The 14,936-nt window shown below is 73.3% G+C and carries 15 protein-coding genes; 10 read left to right on the forward strand and 5 right to left on the reverse strand.

Annotated features, from left to right (window positions below):
* Nucleotides 1–98: 98 nt before the first annotated feature.
* Nucleotides 99–938, reverse strand: coding sequence for a DUF1206 domain-containing protein (locus ACWEJ6_RS29280; protein ID WP_364337656.1), 840 nt, complete (start codon nucleotides 936–938; stop codon nucleotides 99–101).
* 67 nt (nucleotides 939–1,005) lie between these two features.
* Nucleotides 1,006–1,794 carry an SDR family NAD(P)-dependent oxidoreductase gene (locus ACWEJ6_RS29285; protein ID WP_397156209.1) on the reverse strand — a complete coding sequence of 263 codons (789 nt, stop codon included), beginning with the start codon at nucleotides 1,792–1,794 and terminating at the stop codon, nucleotides 1,006–1,008.
* A 66-nt stretch (nucleotides 1,795–1,860) separates the two neighbouring features.
* Between ACWEJ6_RS29285 and ACWEJ6_RS29290 the strand changes: the two genes are divergently transcribed.
* Nucleotides 1,861–2,631: a MoaF C-terminal domain-containing protein gene (locus ACWEJ6_RS29290; protein ID WP_387669562.1), complete on the forward strand. Its 771-nt coding sequence runs from the start codon at nucleotides 1,861–1,863 to the stop codon at nucleotides 2,629–2,631.
* A gap of 12 nt (nucleotides 2,632–2,643) precedes the next feature.
* Nucleotides 2,644–3,036 (forward strand): nuclear transport factor 2 family protein, encoded by a 393-nt coding sequence (locus ACWEJ6_RS29295; protein WP_352330080.1) that lies wholly within the window; start codon nucleotides 2,644–2,646, stop codon nucleotides 3,034–3,036.
* Between the two features lie 41 nt (nucleotides 3,037–3,077).
* Here the strand turns inward: ACWEJ6_RS29295 and ACWEJ6_RS29300 are convergent, their stop codons facing one another.
* On the reverse strand, nucleotides 3,078–4,013 hold the full coding sequence (locus ACWEJ6_RS29300; protein WP_452427856.1) for a TIGR03619 family F420-dependent LLM class oxidoreductase: 936 nt from the start codon (nucleotides 4,011–4,013) through the stop codon (nucleotides 3,078–3,080).
* Nucleotides 4,014–4,109: 96 nt separating this feature from the next.
* Between ACWEJ6_RS29300 and ACWEJ6_RS29305 the strand changes: the two genes are divergently transcribed.
* From ACWEJ6_RS29305 to ACWEJ6_RS29330, 6 genes are read left to right on the forward strand one after another with little or no spacing between them, the layout of a single operon-like run.
* Nucleotides 4,110–5,303: an ABC transporter substrate-binding protein gene (locus tag ACWEJ6_RS29305; RefSeq protein ID WP_452427858.1), complete on the forward strand. Its 1,194-nt coding sequence runs from the start codon at nucleotides 4,110–4,112 to the stop codon at nucleotides 5,301–5,303.
* Nucleotides 5,303–6,160: an ABC transporter permease subunit gene (locus ACWEJ6_RS29310; RefSeq protein ID WP_358286106.1), complete on the forward strand. Its 858-nt coding sequence runs from the start codon at nucleotides 5,303–5,305 to the stop codon at nucleotides 6,158–6,160. The genes ACWEJ6_RS29305 and ACWEJ6_RS29310 overlap by 1 nt, the downstream gene beginning before the upstream one ends.
* Nucleotides 6,147–7,913: a branched-chain amino acid ABC transporter ATP-binding protein/permease gene (locus ACWEJ6_RS29315; RefSeq protein ID WP_452427860.1), complete on the forward strand. Its 1,767-nt coding sequence runs from the start codon at nucleotides 6,147–6,149 to the stop codon at nucleotides 7,911–7,913. Before ACWEJ6_RS29310 ends, ACWEJ6_RS29315 begins: the two co-directional genes overlap by 14 nt.
* Nucleotides 7,910–8,620, forward strand: coding sequence for an ABC transporter ATP-binding protein (locus tag ACWEJ6_RS29320; RefSeq protein WP_452427862.1), 711 nt, complete (start codon nucleotides 7,910–7,912; stop codon nucleotides 8,618–8,620). Before ACWEJ6_RS29315 ends, ACWEJ6_RS29320 begins: the two co-directional genes overlap by 4 nt.
* Nucleotides 8,617–10,185 (forward strand): amidohydrolase, encoded by a 1,569-nt coding sequence (locus tag ACWEJ6_RS29325; RefSeq protein ID WP_452427864.1) that lies wholly within the window; start codon nucleotides 8,617–8,619, stop codon nucleotides 10,183–10,185. The genes ACWEJ6_RS29320 and ACWEJ6_RS29325 overlap by 4 nt, the downstream gene beginning before the upstream one ends.
* A 45-nt stretch (nucleotides 10,186–10,230) precedes the next feature.
* Entirely contained in the window at nucleotides 10,231–10,728 is a 498-nt protein-coding gene (locus tag ACWEJ6_RS29330) for a MarR family winged helix-turn-helix transcriptional regulator (protein WP_352327198.1), read from the forward strand.
* On the opposite strand, the gene ACWEJ6_RS29335 is transcribed toward ACWEJ6_RS29330, so the two are convergent.
* Nucleotides 10,703–11,932: a cytochrome P450 gene (locus ACWEJ6_RS29335; protein WP_452427866.1), complete on the reverse strand. Its 1,230-nt coding sequence runs from the start codon at nucleotides 11,930–11,932 to the stop codon at nucleotides 10,703–10,705. The genes ACWEJ6_RS29330 and ACWEJ6_RS29335 overlap by 26 nt on opposite strands.
* A 149-nt stretch (nucleotides 11,933–12,081) precedes the next feature.
* Between ACWEJ6_RS29335 and ACWEJ6_RS29340 the strand changes: the two genes are divergently transcribed.
* Together ACWEJ6_RS29340 and ACWEJ6_RS29345 are read left to right on the forward strand one after the other, a co-directional pair.
* Nucleotides 12,082–13,473, forward strand: coding sequence for a tetratricopeptide repeat protein (locus ACWEJ6_RS29340; RefSeq protein WP_452427868.1), 1,392 nt, complete (start codon nucleotides 12,082–12,084; stop codon nucleotides 13,471–13,473).
* A gap of 72 nt (nucleotides 13,474–13,545) precedes the next feature.
* Nucleotides 13,546–14,370 carry a PIG-L family deacetylase gene (locus ACWEJ6_RS29345; protein WP_387669574.1) on the forward strand — a complete coding sequence of 275 codons (825 nt, stop codon included), beginning with the start codon at nucleotides 13,546–13,548 and terminating at the stop codon, nucleotides 14,368–14,370.
* A 267-nt stretch (nucleotides 14,371–14,637) separates the two neighbouring features.
* Here ACWEJ6_RS29345 and ACWEJ6_RS29350 read toward each other — a convergent pair whose 3' ends face one another.
* Entirely contained in the window at nucleotides 14,638–14,835 is a 198-nt protein-coding gene (locus ACWEJ6_RS29350; RefSeq protein ID WP_452427870.1) for a hypothetical protein, read from the reverse strand.
* Nucleotides 14,836–14,936 lie beyond the last annotated feature (101 nt).

A 14,936-nucleotide genomic window follows, 5' to 3' on the forward strand; every position in this document is an offset into this window, starting at 1 on the left:
GGCGTCCGGCTGGCCTGGGTGCCGCGCAGGGCCGGTGAGCGCGGCGCGCTCGAACCCCCGTGCCGGGGGCCCGCCGCCGGTTCGCCGCTGGGACGGCCTCAGGTGCGGCGCCAGCGGGACTCGCCGAAGCAGTAGCCCGCGAACAGCAGCAGCCCGAGGGCCACCACCGCGAGCAGCCACGGCCCCACCGGCGTGTCGGCGAAGCGCCGCAGGGTGGCGTCGATGCCGCCCGCCTTGTCGGGGTCGAAGGTGACCGCCGCGTAGCCGACGAAGACGCCGGCGCCGCCGGTGATCACGCCGCGCGCGATGTAGCCGGCCTGGCCCAGCCGTTCCATCACCTTGCGGGCCTTGGGCGACATGCGGCCGAGGTCGAGCTCGCGCTCGAACTTCTTGGTGACGCCCTCGTGGATCCAGTAGATGCCGAGGGCGACGATGCCGAGCCCGATCAGGCCGACGATGATCTGGCCGCCGGGCAGGTCGAGCAGCTTGCTCGTCAGGTTCTGCGACTGCTTGTCGTCGGACTTGGCCTGACCGGCCAGCAGCACGCTCAGCAGAGTCACGCAGATCAGGACGTACACGCCGGTGCGGAAGGCCGACTGCGCGCGGTCACTCGCCTTGCGGTGACTGAACAGCGCCTCCGACGCCTGCCACAACGCCAGCCCGGCGAAGCCGACCGTCATGATCCACAGCAGCACCTGGCCGAAGGGCAGTCCGGCGATGGTGGTGATGGCTCCCGACTTGTCGGCCTGGCGCGAGCCGTCGCCGAAGGCGATCTGCAACGCCAGCACTCCGATCAGCGCGTACAGCACGCCGCGGCAGGCCAGCCCGATGCGGGCCAGCGTGGTCATCGCCGGGCTGTCCGCTGCTCTGCGGGCCGCGTTCTTGGCCTCGCGGCCCGCGTCCATGGCTTCGCGGCCCGCGCTCTGTGCGGTGCTCACCGTTCCTCCTGGGGGTTTGCGGAAGAACTCCCCTTTGCCCGGAAAACGGCGTTCTAGGCGTCGCCGATCAGTCGAACGCGAGGGTGGGCAGGTCGACGGCGGTGGCGCCGCCGTCGGCCACGACCACGCTGCCGGTCATGACGGCGCTGTCCGGCGAGGCGAGGAACAGGCAGATCGCGGCGATCTCGTCGGCGGTGGCCGGGCGGCGCAGCGGCACGTCCTTGGTGACCAGCTCGTACGCCGCGTCGCGGGTGATGCCGTCCCGGCCGACCAGCACGTCCATCTCCTCGTCGGCCATCGGCGTGCGCACCCAGCCGGGGCACAGGCAGTTGGCCCGGACGCCCTGGGGGCCGTAGTCGCGGGCGATCGAGCGGGTCAGGCCGATGAGCGCGTGTTTCGTCGTGACATATCCCGATACGGCAGGGCCGGCGGCCAGGCCCGCGATCGACGACACGACCACGATCGCCCCCTTCGCCCGCACCAGCGCCGGCAGCGCCTCCCGGCAGGTCACGAAGCAGGTGTTGAGGTTGGCGTCGAGGCTGAGCCGCCAGGACGCGTCGTCGGTCTCGCCGACCGGCCCGCCCCCGTGGCCGCCCGCGTTGGCCACCACCACGTCGAGCCCGCCGAAGCGGCCCAGACACGCCTCGACCGCCGCCCGCGCCTGGCCGGTGTCGGACATGTCCGCGCAGGCCACGGCCGCCGCGTCGCCGAGGTCCGCGGCCACCTCGGCCAGCGGCCCGGGACGGCGGCCGGTCAGCATGACCGAGGCGCCCTCGGCGGCGAACCTGCGGGCGGTCGCCGCGCCGATGCCGGTGCCCGCCCCGGTGATCAGCGCGACCTTTCCCTTGAGCCTCATCGCCTACTCCTTTACAACGGGAAGCTATATGATTTCATAGACGAATTCGTGGAGGAAGGAGCGGCCATGACCGATCGCCCTGCCGGTTGGAAGAACATGGACGATTTCGCGCCCGGGATCGCCACGAACCGCCTTCCGGCCACGTACGCGCTCGCGGGCACCGAGGTGGACCTCACCTTCGACGACGGCAGCAAGACGTCCCTGGCCTTCGCCGGTCGTTACAAGCTGCACGCCGACGGCGGCCCCGCCGAGCCGTACGAGGCCGTGGCCATGCGCGAGGACCTGTTCTACGTCGGCCGCGCGCACGCCGAGCGGCCCCGCGAGTACACGGTCACCGTCCTGCACACCAGCACGGGCCGGGCGCTGCGCGTGGTCTCGGTCATCGCGCCCGAGCCGGTCCCGGGGCAGCCGCGGGTGTCGCAGACGTTCACGCCCGGCGTGATCGAGGGCCGGGAGGTCACCGGCGAGCCGCCCGCGCCGACCCGCGAGCTGATCGGCCGCCGGGCCCTGTACCGCTACAGCCCCGAGCACCTCTACGAGCACGTCTACCTCAGCTCCGAGCGCTACGCCTGGCAGTGCCTGGCCGGCGCGCAGCGCGGCCACGGCGACGTCGATCTCGCCGCCGCCTGGAAGATCGCCGACGGCCTGTACGTGTTCACCTTCCGCGAGTTCCGCATCCCGGTCGCGGCCACCTGGCTCTACGACTGGACGGCCCTGCGCACGGTCGGCACCTTCTTCGGCCTGTCGGGCGAGGGCGAGATCCACCACTCCCCCGGCGGCGCGCACATCGAGCCGCTGGGTCAGGTCACCTATCCGGCCGGTGAGGAACCGGTCTGAGGAGAAACACAGATGAGCGACAATCTCGACGCCGTACGCGCCTCGTACGCGGCCTCGGCGGCCGGCGACGTGAACGGCATCGTGTCCCTGCTGGGCCCGCAGGCCCGGTGGACGGAGATGGCCGGCTTCCCGTACGCGGGCACGTACGTGGGGCCGCAGCAGGTGCTGTCGGAGGTGTTCGCCAAGCTGGGCAGCGAGTGGGACGGCTACCAGGCCGAGCCGGAGGAGTTCGTGGACGGCGGCGACGTGGTCGTCGTGATCGGCCACTACAGCGGCACCTACCGCGCCACCGGCAAGTCGATGAGGGTGCGCTTCACCCACGTCTGGCACCTTGAGGACGGCGTGGCCACCCGGTTCGAGCAGTTCACCGACACGGCCCTGGTCCGGGAGGCGCTCGTCCCATGATCCCGTCGCGCGGCCGGATGAGGGCCGGCCGCGCGACGTCCTCAGCCGGTCAGCTCGCCCACGCGGCGCATGACCTCGCGGCAGAACGCGCCCACGCCGTCCGGGTCGTCGATGAACTGCGACGGCTTGATGCAGAACGTGGTGTACCCCTCGGCCATCCGGGCCGGGATGTGCTCCAGGGCGGGGCCGAGCGGCGCGCAGGAGACGGCGTCGGGGAAGACGGCCCGCGTGCCGCCGGCCAGCTCCAGCTCGCCGATGTCCCGACCGGCCGCCTTCATGCCGTCGGCCAGCGCCTTCATGTCCTCGGCGGGCGGGTAGCCGAGCGGGTTGAACCCGCTGCCCCAGCGGGTCATCCGGCGCAGCAGCCGGCCGCTCATCCGCGCGCCGCCGAACCACAGCGCGGGCCCGCTCTCCCGGTACGCCTTCGGCTCGAAGTACACCTCGTCGAACCGGTAGTGCCGGCCGTGGTAGGTGACCGGCGAGTCCCGCCAGAGCAGCTCCCAGATCTCCAGGTGCTCGTCGAGGAGCTCGCCGCGCCGCTCGAAGGGCACGCCGAGCGCGGCGTACTCGTCGCGGCTCCAGCTCACGGTGGGCAGCACGACGAGCCGCCCCTGCGACAGCAGGTCGAGCGTGCCGAGCTCGCGGGCCAGCGCCAGCGGGTGGCGCAGCGGGGCGAGCACCGCGGCGGCGGCCAGGCGCAGCCGGGTGGTGACCGAGGCGACGGCCGCCAGCAGGCCCAGCGAGTACGGCCACGGCGTGAACGGGTCCTGGTTGCCGGGCAGCGCGTACTCGCGGGGGTTGGCCATGCGGCCCCGGGCACCGGCGTCGGGGCCGAGCACGAGGTGTTCGCTGATCATGACCGAGTCGAACCCGGCGTCCTCGGCCTCACGCGCCCACCGGACCAGCACCGGCAGGTCGCGGGCCGAGGTCATCGTCCAGTTCTCGGACAGCACGAGTTGCATGCGCGGTTGATTCATCTTGCATTCATACCCGAACGATCTTCAGCAAGCTAGCTCTTGAACCCAATCGTTTGGCACCTTACGATCCCTCCAAAATCCGCAGAGAGGTCGCCCATGATCCCCATGAGGGCACTCGCCGTCCCGCTCGCCGCCCTGCTGCTGGCCGCCGGGTGCGGCCTGTCCGACGACCCGCCGGCCGCCTCGTCCGGGGCCGCCGGCGACGTCATCAAGGTGGGCGGCGTCAGCTCGCTGAGCGGCGCGGTCACCTTCCCCGACTCCTCGGCCGCCGCCAAGGCCGTCTTCGACCGGGTCAACGAGCAGGGCGGCGTCAACGGCCACAAGATCGAGTACGTCAGCGCCGACGACAAGGGCGACCCGGCCGCCGCCGCCCAGGCCGCCCGGGACGTCGTCACCAACCAGGGCGTGGTGGCGCTCGTCGGCTCGGCCAGCCTGCTCGACTGCGCCGTGAACGCCCCCTTCTACCAGCAGTCGCGGATCGTCTCCGTGCAGGGCACCGGCGTCGACCCGACCTGCTTCGAGTCCCCGGCGATCTCCCCGGTGAACACCGGCCCGTACCTCAACATGGCGATCAACCTCTACTACGCCTCCGAGGTGCTCAAACGGGACAAGGTCTGCATGTTCCTGGCCATCCTCGGCAACACCAACGACGCCTACGGCGGGGCCGTGAAGAGCTGGACCGCGCTCACCGGCAAGAAGCTCACCCTGGACGACCGCACGGTCAAGCCGGACTCCGACCCGACGCCGTTCGTGCTGCGGGCCCGGCGGGAGGGCTGCCAGGCGGTCCTGTACAACGGCACCGAGCCGATGGCGATCTCCTGGATGAAGGTCGTCAAGCAGCAGCGCCTCAGCGGGATCGACTGGCTGATGACCACCGCGCCCTACACCGAGGCCGTCGCCAAGGCCCTGGGCGCCGACGGGGACGGCATGTACGCCAACGCCGAGTTCGAGCCGTTCACCGAGGCCGACTCGCCCGCGCTGAAGGACTGGCGCACGCTCATGACCTCCAAGAACGTGCCGCTGACCTCCTTCGGCCAGGGCGGCTACCTGGCGGCCACGTACTTCGTGGACACGCTGAGGACGATCAAGGGGCCGATCACCCGGGAGTCGGTGACGGCGGCGTTCCAGGCGCTCAAGCCGGTCCAGACCCCGATGACCGGCACCCCGTACGAGTTTGGGCAGGCTCCCAGGCACTTCTCCAACCGGGCCGGCAAGATCGTCCAGCTCAGGGGCGGCTCGTGGCACGTGGTCACCCGCGAGTGGGTGCGCTACCCGGGGACGCTCGGCTGATGCTCCAGGGTCTGGTCTCGGGGCTGGCCGCGGGCGGCACGTTCGCCGCCCTCGGCCTCCTGCTCACCGCCATGTACCGGCTGACCGCGACGGTGAACCTGGCCGTCGCGGCGACCGGCGTGGCCGGGGTGTACGTGATGGCCGCGCTCGCCGGGACGGGGTGGCCGTACTGGGCGGCGGCCCTGGCCGGGGTGGCGGCGGGGGCGCTGGTGTCGGCAGGGTGCGGGTTCGTGATGACGCGGTGGTTCGCCGAGAGCGGGCCGCAGACCCGTACCGCGGTGTCGATCGCGCAGCTCATCGGGATCATCGCGCTGGCCTACATCGCCTTCGGCGACGAGCCGCGGGTGCTGCCGAACCCGGCCGCGGGCCGCGTCGCCACGCTGGCCGGGGTGGTGGTGACGCAGGGCGCGGTCGTGCTGCTCGCCCTGGCCGTGGTGATCGGCGCGGGCACCTGGCTGCTGCTCACGCGGACGCCGCTGGGCCTGCGCCTGCGCGCCATGGCCGAGCGGCCGGTGACCACGGAGCTGCTGGGCATCGGCACCCGGGCGCTCACCGTGACCGTGTGGGCCCTGGCCGGCGCGCTGTCGTCGCTGGTGCTGCTGGTGGTGGCGCCCGTGCGGTCGAGCGACATCCTGTCGCTGAGCATGCTCATCGTGCCCGCCTGCGCGGCGGCGCTGCTCGGCGGGCTGCGGCGGCTGGCCGGGGCGCTGGCCGGCGGTCTGGCGCTCGGGCTGCTGGAAGGGGTGCTCGCGGGGTCGGCGGTGGTGCAGCAGTACCGGGACGTGGTGCCGTTCGCGGCCATCCTGCTGATCCTGGTGTGGAGCCGGCGGCGGGAGGTGTGGGATGCGTCCCGCTGACGGGCCGGTGGCGCGGTGGGCGGCCGCGGGCGTCCTGATGGCGGCGGCGGCCTACGGGCTGGCCGCCGGGCTGCCGGCGTACTGGGTGTTCCTGGCGATGTCGGCGGTCATCTCCGGGGTGCTGCTGCAGAGCCTCGGCGTGGTGGCCGGGCAGGCCGGGATGGTGTCGCTGTGCCAGATGGCCTTCGCCGCCATCGGCGCCTGGACCACCGCCCAGCTCAACGTCTGGGGCGTCCCCGGCGGCCTGTACGTCTGGCTGCCCCTCGCGGGCCTGGCCGCCGTGCCGTTCGGGCTGCTCATCGGCCTGCCGGCGCTGCGGCTGCGCGGCGTGCACCTGGCGATCGTCACGCTGGGCTTCGCCGCGACCGTGGACGTCGTGATGGCCGCCAACTCCTTCCCCGGCGTCAGCCAGGGCGTGGTGGTGGGCCGTCCGGCGGGGCTGACCTCCGACCGCCAGTTCTTCCTGTTCTGCTGCGGCGTCTTCGCGCTGGTGGCGGTGGCGCTGGCGGTGGTGCGGCGGACCCGGCTCGGGGCGTCGTGGCGGGCGCTCAAGGAGTCCGAACGGGCTACGGCGGCGGCCGGGACCAGCGTGCCGGGGGCCAAGCTGAGCGCCTTCGCGGTGAGCGCCTTCATCGCGGGCGTGTCGGGGGCGCTGCTGGCCGGGCAGCTCGCCATGGTGGTCTCGCGCAACTTCGACCCGGGGCAGTCGCTGGTCGCCTACGCGGTGGCCGTGATGGCGGGCGCCCACCACGCGGAGGGCGCGCTCGTCGGCGGGGCGCTGGGCGTGCTGGTGAGCGAGCTGCTGCGGCGGTTCGGCGTGCCGCAGCAGTGGGCGAACGTCGTGTTCGCGGTGGGCGCGGTGCAGGCGATGACGCAGGGCTCGGGCATGAGCGACGGCCTGCGCGCCGCCCTGCGCTCCCGCCGTGCCCGCCGTGCCCGCCGTGCCCGCCGCTCGCGCGGGTCCGGTGCCGGGCCGGACGTGCCCACCGCGGCGGCGGCGCCCGAGCTCCCCGCGCCCGGCCCGGACGGACGGCCGCCGGCGTTGCGGATCGAGGGCGTCAGCGTGCGGTACGGCCAGGTCGTGGCCGTGGACGGCGTCGGCCTCACCGTGCTCGCCGGCGAGGTGCACGGGCTGGTCGGCCCGAACGGCGCGGGCAAGTCGTCCCTGGTCGACGCGATCAGCGGGTTCGTGCCCGCCGGGGGCGGCCTGGTCGAGGTCGGCGGCGTGGCCGTCGCCGGGGCCCGGGGCGGCACGGCGGTCCACCGGCGTGCCAGGGCCGGGTTGCGCCGCACGTTCCAGCAGGACCGGGTGCCGGTGGGCCTGTCGGTGCGCGAGTACCTGCGCTTCGCCGCGCGCCGCGCCCTCAGCGACGCCGAGCTGGCGGAGGGCCTGGCCGGGCTGGTGGCGGCGGCGCCCGGCGACCCGATCGCCGCGCTCGACGTGGGCAGCAGGCGGCTGCTGGAGGTGGCCGGGACGCTGCTGGCCCGTCCCGCGGTCGCGGTGCTGGACGAGCCCGCCGCCGGCCTCGGGCACGCCGAGAGCGAACGGCTGGGCGCCTGGCTGCGCCGGGTCCCCGCCCGGTACGGCGCCGCCGTCCTGCTCATCGAGCACGACCTGGACCTGGTCAGGGCGGCGTGCACGGGCGTGACCGTGCTGGACTTCGGCCGCGTCATCGCCCAGGGCCCGCCCGCCGAGGTGTTCGCCGAGCCCGGCGTCCTGCGGGCCTACCTGGGTCAGGAGCCCGCCGCGTGAGCGGGCGGACGGGAGGCGACCCCATGGACCTGGTGCTGCGGGACGTGACCGTGGCCAGGGGCGGCCAGCCGGTGGTCAGGGGCGTGACGCTGACCGCCGCGCGCGGGCAGGTCACCGTCCTGCTCGGCCCGAACGGCGCGGGCAAGACCACGCTGCTCGAAGCGGTCTCGGGCGTGCTGCCCGCCGCCGGGGGCGAGATCGTCCTCGGCGGGACCACGCTGACCGGCCGGCCGCGCACCCACCGGGCCCGGCACGGCCTGGCGCACGTGGAGCAGGGCCGGGCCGTGTTCGCCACGCTCACCACGCGCGAGAACCTGGCCCTGGCCGGCGACCCCCGGCGCGCGCTGGAGCTGTTCCCCGAGCTGGAGCGGCGGCTCGACGTGCGGGCCGGGCTGCTGTCCGGCGGCGAGCAGCAGATGCTGGTGCTGGCCAGGGCCATCGGGACCGGTCCCGCGGCGCTGCTGCTCGACGAGATGTCGCTCGGCCTGGCCCCGGGCGTCGTACGCCGGCTGCTGCCGGTGATCCGGCGGCTGGCCGACGAGGGCTGCGCGGTGCTGCTGGTCGAGCAGTTCGCGCACGCGGCCCTGGCCCTGGCCGACAGCGCGTACGTGCTGGCCCACGGCGCGATCACCTACGGCGGCAACCCGGCGCCGCTGCGCGAGTCGGATGCCGCGCTCAGGCGCGCCTATTTGGGAGATGATTCATGACGAACGCGGATCTTTTGCTGGTCAACGGGCGGGTGCTCACCATGGACCCGGCGCGGCCGTACGCGACCGGCGTGGCGGTGCGCGACGGCGTGATCGCGCACGTCGGCGACGCCGCCGGCTGGAGCGCGGCCGAGGTGGTGGACCTGCGGGGCCGCGTCCTGCTGCCCGGGATCAACGACTCCCATCTGCACGCCTGCGGCTACGGCCTGACCCGCCCGCCGTTCTGCGTGGACGTCGCGGTGGGGTCGATCGCCGAGGTGCGGGAGCGGGTCGCCGCCGCGGTACGCGCGGCCGGGCCCGGCGAGTGGGTGCGCGGGATCGGCTGGAACCCCGGCCGGCTGGCCGAGGGCCGGTCGCCGTCGAGGACGGACCTGGACGACGTCGCCCCCCACCATCCCGTCCTCCTCCAGGACTTCTCCGGCCACACGACGTGGGCGAACTCCGCCGCGCTCCGGCTGGCCGGGTTGCCCGACGACGGCGACGGCCTGCTGCACCACGGGGACCAGGGCCTCGTCCAGCGCCTGGTGCCGCCGCCGCCCGGCGGGCTGAGGCGGGTGCTGCGCGAGGTGGTGGCCGAGCTGAACCGGGCCGGGATCACCAGCTTCACCGAGCCGGGCCTCGGGCCGGGCGGCGGGGAGGCGTTCGCGGGCGGCATGGGGCCGGGGGTGCTGGGCGCGTACGCGGAGCTGGCCCGGGCCGGCGAGCTGACCGCGCGGGTGAGCGTGCTGGGCCTGCCGAGCCCGATGTCGGGCGCCTCGGTCGCCGACACCGCCGCCTACCTCGACCGCCTGCCGGACGACCTGGACGGCGTGGACGAGCGGCTGGTCCGGCTGCTGGGCGTGAAGGTGTTCGCCGACGGTATCCCGCCGTCGGAGACGGCCTGGATGCGGGAGGCGTACCCGTCGGGCGGGCACGGCTCGCTGTGCACGCACGGCGGCACGGACGCCGAGCGGGTCGCCGAGCTGGACGAGATCCTGCGCCTGGTGCACGTGGCCGGCCTGCAGGCGGGCGTGCACGTGGTGGGCAGCCGGGGCGTGGACGCCGTCGTGGACGCGCTGGCCGCGATCTCCCGCGAGCACCCGAGGGCCGACCCCCGCCACTACGTGATCCACGGCCAGTTCGCCTCGAAGCAGGCGCTGGCCACGCTCGGCGAGCTGGGCTACGGGATCAACCTCCAGCCGGTGCTGCAGCGCGTGGAGTCGGGCACCACGCGCGAGCTGTTCGGCGCGCGGGCGGCCGAGCAGGAGTGGCCGGCCCGCTCGGCGATCGACGCGGGCGTGCTGACCGCGTGCAGCTCCGACGCGCCGGTGACCGCGCCGGACTGGCGGGCGGGCGTGGCGGCGCTGGTCGCCCGCGACGGCGAGGGGATCTCGCTCGCCGAGGCCCTGGCCACCTATACGATCGCCGGAGCGCGGCAGGACTTCGCCGAGGGCTGGAAGGGCACGCTCACCCCTGGCAAGGTCGCCGACCTGTGCGTCAGCGCGGCGACGGCGGACCACGACGTCGTGGCCGCGCCGGTGGACCTGACGGTGTTCGGCGGCCGGGTCGTTTGGTCCCGTTCGTGAGCGGCGAACGCGAAGATTGTTAGGTACCGAATATACTTTCGTGCCATGACGGGACACCACACGTTGCGCCAGACCGAGGAGGCCATCGGCCAGCGGCTGGGCGACCTCAACATCGACTTCGAGGCCATGTGGGCGGTGTCGAACGTCTACCGGGCCTCCTCGGCCATCCGCAACCACCTGGAGCAGACGGTCCTGCGCGACACCGGCCTGACCTGGACGGGGTTCGTGGTGATGTGGGTGGTGTGGATCTGGGGCGAGAGCGAGACCCGCCACGTCGCCGCCGAGGCGGGCATCTCCAAGGGCACGCTCACGGGCGTGGTCAAGACCCTGGAGTCCTACCGTCACCTGCGCCGCTTCCCGCATCCCACGGACGGCCGCCGGGTCATGCTGGCGCTCACCGCGACCGGCGAGCGGCTGATGCGCGAGCTGTTCCCGGAGTTCAACCGGCAGGAGGCGTTCGTGGTCAAGGAGCTCGACAGCGATCAGCGGCGCGAGCTGGCCGGCTCGCTCCGGCGCGTCATGGAGCACCTGGAGAGCATCTGACCGGCAGCTCCTTGATGCCGTTGACGAAGTTCGAGCGGATCCTGCGCACCTCGCCGGCGAGCTCGATCGACGACAGGCGCGGCAGCAGCTCCTCGAACAGCACCCGGATCTCCAGCCTGGCCAGCGCGCCGCCGAGGCAGTAGTGCGGGCCGCCCCTGCCGAACGTCAGGTGCTCGTCGGCGTCCCTGGCGACGTCGAACCGGTACGGGGCGGGGAAGACGCGTTCGTCCCTGTTGCCCGAGGCGTACCACATGACGACCTTGTCGCCGGCGGCGACGCGGCGGCCGTGCAGGGTGACGTCGCGGGTGGCGGTGCGGCGGAAGTGGTAGACGGGCGAGGCCCAGCGCAGGAACTCGTCCACGGCCCGGGGCATCAGCGCCGGGTCGGCGCGCAGCCGGTCGAGCTGGGCGGGGTGCTCCATGAGGGCGAGCATGGCGTGCGAGATCGCGTGCCTGGTGGTCTCGTTCCCGGCCACGACCAGCAGCAGGAAGTAGTTGTCGAAGTCGCGCTCCGACAGCGGCAGGCCGTCCACGGGCTCCTGGTTGACCAGCCTGCTGACCAGGTCCGTGCCGTGGCCGCCGCGGCGGCGGGCGGCCAGCTCGCGGCCGTACTCGAAGACCTCCAGGGAGGCCGGGCTGCGGAAGGGCAGGTCCTTGAACTCCTCGCTCTCGCGCAGCCGCTCCGGGTCGGTGTTCTCGATGATCTGGTTGCCCCAGTCGATGAGCCGCTGGGTGTCGGGCACGTCGAGCATGCGGGCCAGCACGTTGATCGGGAAGTCGGCGGCGACCTCCTTGACGAAGTCGAACTCGCCCTTGGGCAGGGCGGCGTCCAGGGTCGTGGCGGTCAGGCCGCGCAGGAACACCTCGTAGCCGGCCACCGCCCTGGCCGAGAAGTCGCGCAGCAGCAGCCGCCGCAGCGCGTGGTGGCGGGGGCCGTCGGTCTCCAGCAGGGAACGCCGGATCGCGGCCTGCCGCTCGTCCACCTCCTCCAGGTTGGTGAAGCCCTCGGAGGTGAACGTCTCCGGGTCGCGGCCGACGGCCACGATGTCGGCGTGCCTGGTGACCGCCCAGAAGCCGCTGCCGTGGCCGTGCTCGTCCTGCCAGTGGACGGGCGACTGCGCGCGCAGCACGTCGAACATGCGCCAGGGGGTCACTCCGTCGGTGAACCGGCCGGGGTCGGCGAGGTCGACGTCTTCCAGGCGCATGGCTCTCCTTCACCTTGTTCGGTCACAAACATTACGTCTGGCGACTTTTCCGGACAAGGGTTCTTGTGAGTCGTACGGGTACGAATGAGCTCTGAGGCCGGCGTGCCGTCGCCCTGAGCCGCCGACGGTCGCGCGGTTACAGTGGCGGGGTGACCACCGACCAGCACGGCCTGGCCATGTCCGGCGCGAGCGCCGCCGCCGCGCGCCACTACGACCGGGCGATCGACGAGCTGCTGCACTTCCGGGCCGAGGTCGGCGCCGAGGCGGCCGCCGCGCTGGCCGACTCCCCCGGCTTCCCGATGGGCAACGTGCTGGCCGCCTACCTCGACCTGCTGACCACCGAGGCGGCCGGCGCCCGTGCCGCGCGCGCCCGGTTCGCGTCCTTCCGCCGCCGGGCCGACGAGTCGTCGCTGCTGCCGCGCGAGCGCGCGCACGTGGCGGCCGTCCAGGCGCTGCTCGACGGCGACCTGACCACCTGCGGCGCGCTGCTCGCCGAGATCGCCGTCGCCCACCCGCGCGACGCGCTGGCCCTGGCCGCCGGGCACCAGCTCGACTTCTTCACCGGCGACGCCCGCTCGCTGCGCGACCGGATCGGCGGCGCGCTCACCGCCTGGCACGAGGACGACCGGCACTTCGGCCACCTGCTCGGCATGTACGCCTTCGGCCTGGAGGAGGCCGGCCACTACGACCGCTCGGAGCAGGTCGGCCTGCGCGCCGTCGAGCTCAACCCGCGCGACGTGTGGGGCATCCACGCGGTCGTGCACACCTACGAGATGCAGGGCCGCTTCGGCGAGGGCGTGCGCTACCTCGACGCCCGCCTGGACGACTGGTCCACCGGCACGTTCTTCAACGTCCACACCTGGTGGCACTACGCCCTCTACGCCCTGGAGAGCGGCGACACGCGGCGGGCGCTGGAGGTGCACGACGCGGCGCTGGCCGGCGGGCGCACGTCCATGGAGCTGCTGGACGCCGCCGCGCTGCTCTGGCGGCTCCTGCTGGAGGGCTCCGACCAGCACGAACGCTGGCAGGCCCTGGCCGAGGCGTGGCCGCCGCTGGTGGCCGAGCCGTTCTACGCCTTCAACGACGTGCACGCGGTCATGTCGTACGTCGGGGCCGGGCGGATCGGGGAGGCGGAGAAGCTGATCGCCTCGCGGGAGGCGTACACGCTGGAGTGCCGTCCGGGGGTGACCAACGTCGCGATGACGCTGCGGGTGGGGTTGCCGGTGTGCCGGGCCCTGGTGGCGTACGGGCGGGGCGACTTCGCGGCGGTGGTCGACCTGCTGCACCCGATCCGGCACCGGGTCGGCGAGTTCGGCGGCAGCCACGCCCAGCGGGACGCCGTGCAGAAGACGCTGCTGGAGGCGGCGCTGCGGGGCGGGCGGCACGAGCTGGCGCGGGCGCTGGTGAGCGAGCGGATCGGCGTGCGGCCGGGCAGCCCGTTCAACTGGCTCAAGCATGCGGCGGTGGCCGACGGGCTGGGCGACCGCGCGGCCGCCGCCGTCGCCCGCCGGAAGGCCGCGACGCTGATCGCCGACGCCTGACCCGCCCCTCCTTGTCCGTCGCCGCGGGACGCGCGGCCGGAAGTGTCGCACGCGCCGAGTAGGGTTCCCTTCATGGATCGGGAACTCACCTTGATGGTCGTCCACGCCCACCCCGACGACGAGTGCCTGAGCACCGGCGGCGTCCTCGCCCGCTACACCGACGAGGGCATCCGCACCGTGCTGGTCACCTGCACCAACGGCGAGCAGGGTGACGACACGGGCGGCGTCAAACCAGGCGAGGAGGGGCACGACGCCACCAGGGTGGCCGAGCGGCGGCTGGCCGAGCTGCGCGAGTCCGTCGCGCACCTGGGCATCGACCACCTGGAGCTGCTCGGCTACCGCGACTCCGGCATGGACGGCTGGGACACCAACCACCACCCGGACGCGTTCGCCAACGTGCCGGTCGAGGTGGCCGCCGCCAGGCTGGGCGAGCTGATGGAGCGCTACCGCCCGCAGGTGGTCGTCACCTACGACGAGACCGGCGGCGGCGGTTACGGCCACCCCGACCACGTGCAGGCCCACCGCATCACGGTGGCCGCCGTCGAGGCGACCGGCATCCCCGACAAGTTCTACTACACGGCGATCCCCCGGGCGGCGATCAAGCGCATGTTCGAGCTGATGCGCGACAGCGGCGTCGACCTGGGCGGTTTCGAGCCGTCCGACGACTTCGGCACCCCCGACGAGCGGGTCAACGCCGTCGTCGACGTCACCCCGTACGTCGAGCGCAAGCTCAAAGCCCTCAAGGCCCACGAGAGCCAGGGCGAGAACATCTTCCTCCTCCGCATGCCCGACGAGGCCCAGCACCAGGCGTTCTCCCACGAGGCCTTCGAACGGAAGCTGAACAAGGTCAACGCCCCCGACCACGAGGAAGACCTCTTCACCGGCCTCCGCCCCTGACCCTCCCTCCCGCCGGACTGTCCGGCGGTGACGGATCTTCGTCGAGTCGCGGTCCCGGTCCGACGCCGGCAAGCGTGAGTGCGGCACGGCCGGACATCCCGACGACCGTTCCCGGTGCCGCACCCGGTTCGAGTCGAGCGACCGGATCCGGGCCGACGACGCCGGGGGGCCGGCTCGCCGAGCACCGCGAAAACCATCATGCGATCTGACGGCCTCCGTGCGCCTCTCATGCTGGAGCTCGTTGCAGCTCTCGTGCTGCCCGTGGATTCAGCCGGCCTTCGGGGGCCTGCCCCCTTCGCGGGCGCGGCGCTCCGACAGCTCCCTCTCGGCGGCGTCGAGTTCGGCGACCTCCTCGGGGGTGCCGTGCTGTCGGAGGTCGGCGCGGATGTGGTCGAGCAGACGTGCTGAGCGGTTGGTGCCGAGCCGCCTGATGACACACCTCAACACCACTCGCGCGGCGAGCATCACAGAATCGGGTGCCTACTCGTTTGCACTCACCCGTGAAACGGTGTCCGCCCTCGACGTAGAGCGAACCAAGGGTGATGCCTTGAGGCGGTGCGGGCCGT

Source organism: Nonomuraea sp. NPDC004702 (assembly GCF_053601695.1).

What these genes read in the sequence shown, in the direction of transcription:
- ACWEJ6_RS29285 (WP_397156209.1), bottom strand. Translation starts at nt 1,794, where the DNA reads ATGAGGCTCAAGGGAAAGGTCGCGCTGATCACCGGGGCGGGCACCGGC.
- ACWEJ6_RS29290 (WP_387669562.1), top strand. Translation starts at nt 1,861, where the DNA reads ATGACCGATCGCCCTGCCGGTTGGAAGAACATGGACGATTTCGCGCCC.
- ACWEJ6_RS29295 (WP_352330080.1), top strand. Translation starts at nt 2,644, where the DNA reads ATGAGCGACAATCTCGACGCCGTACGCGCCTCGTACGCGGCCTCGGCG.
- ACWEJ6_RS29300 (WP_452427856.1), bottom strand. Translation starts at nt 4,013, where the DNA reads ATGAATCAACCGCGCATGCAACTCGTGCTGTCCGAGAACTGGACGATG.
- ACWEJ6_RS29305 (WP_452427858.1), top strand. Translation starts at nt 4,110, where the DNA reads ATGATCCCCATGAGGGCACTCGCCGTCCCGCTCGCCGCCCTGCTGCTG.
- ACWEJ6_RS29310 (WP_358286106.1), top strand. Translation starts at nt 5,303, where the DNA reads ATGCTCCAGGGTCTGGTCTCGGGGCTGGCCGCGGGCGGCACGTTCGCC.
- ACWEJ6_RS29315 (WP_452427860.1), top strand. Translation starts at nt 6,147, where the DNA reads ATGCGTCCCGCTGACGGGCCGGTGGCGCGGTGGGCGGCCGCGGGCGTC.
- ACWEJ6_RS29325 (WP_452427864.1), top strand. Translation starts at nt 8,617, where the DNA reads ATGACGAACGCGGATCTTTTGCTGGTCAACGGGCGGGTGCTCACCATG.
- ACWEJ6_RS29330 (WP_352327198.1), top strand. Translation starts at nt 10,231, where the DNA reads ATGACGGGACACCACACGTTGCGCCAGACCGAGGAGGCCATCGGCCAG.
- ACWEJ6_RS29335 (WP_452427866.1), bottom strand. Translation starts at nt 11,932, where the DNA reads ATGCGCCTGGAAGACGTCGACCTCGCCGACCCCGGCCGGTTCACCGAC.
- ACWEJ6_RS29345 (WP_387669574.1), top strand. Translation starts at nt 13,546, where the DNA reads ATGGATCGGGAACTCACCTTGATGGTCGTCCACGCCCACCCCGACGAC.
- ACWEJ6_RS29350 (WP_452427870.1), bottom strand. Translation starts at nt 14,835, where the DNA reads ATGCTCGCCGCGCGAGTGGTGTTGAGGTGTGTCATCAGGCGGCTCGGC.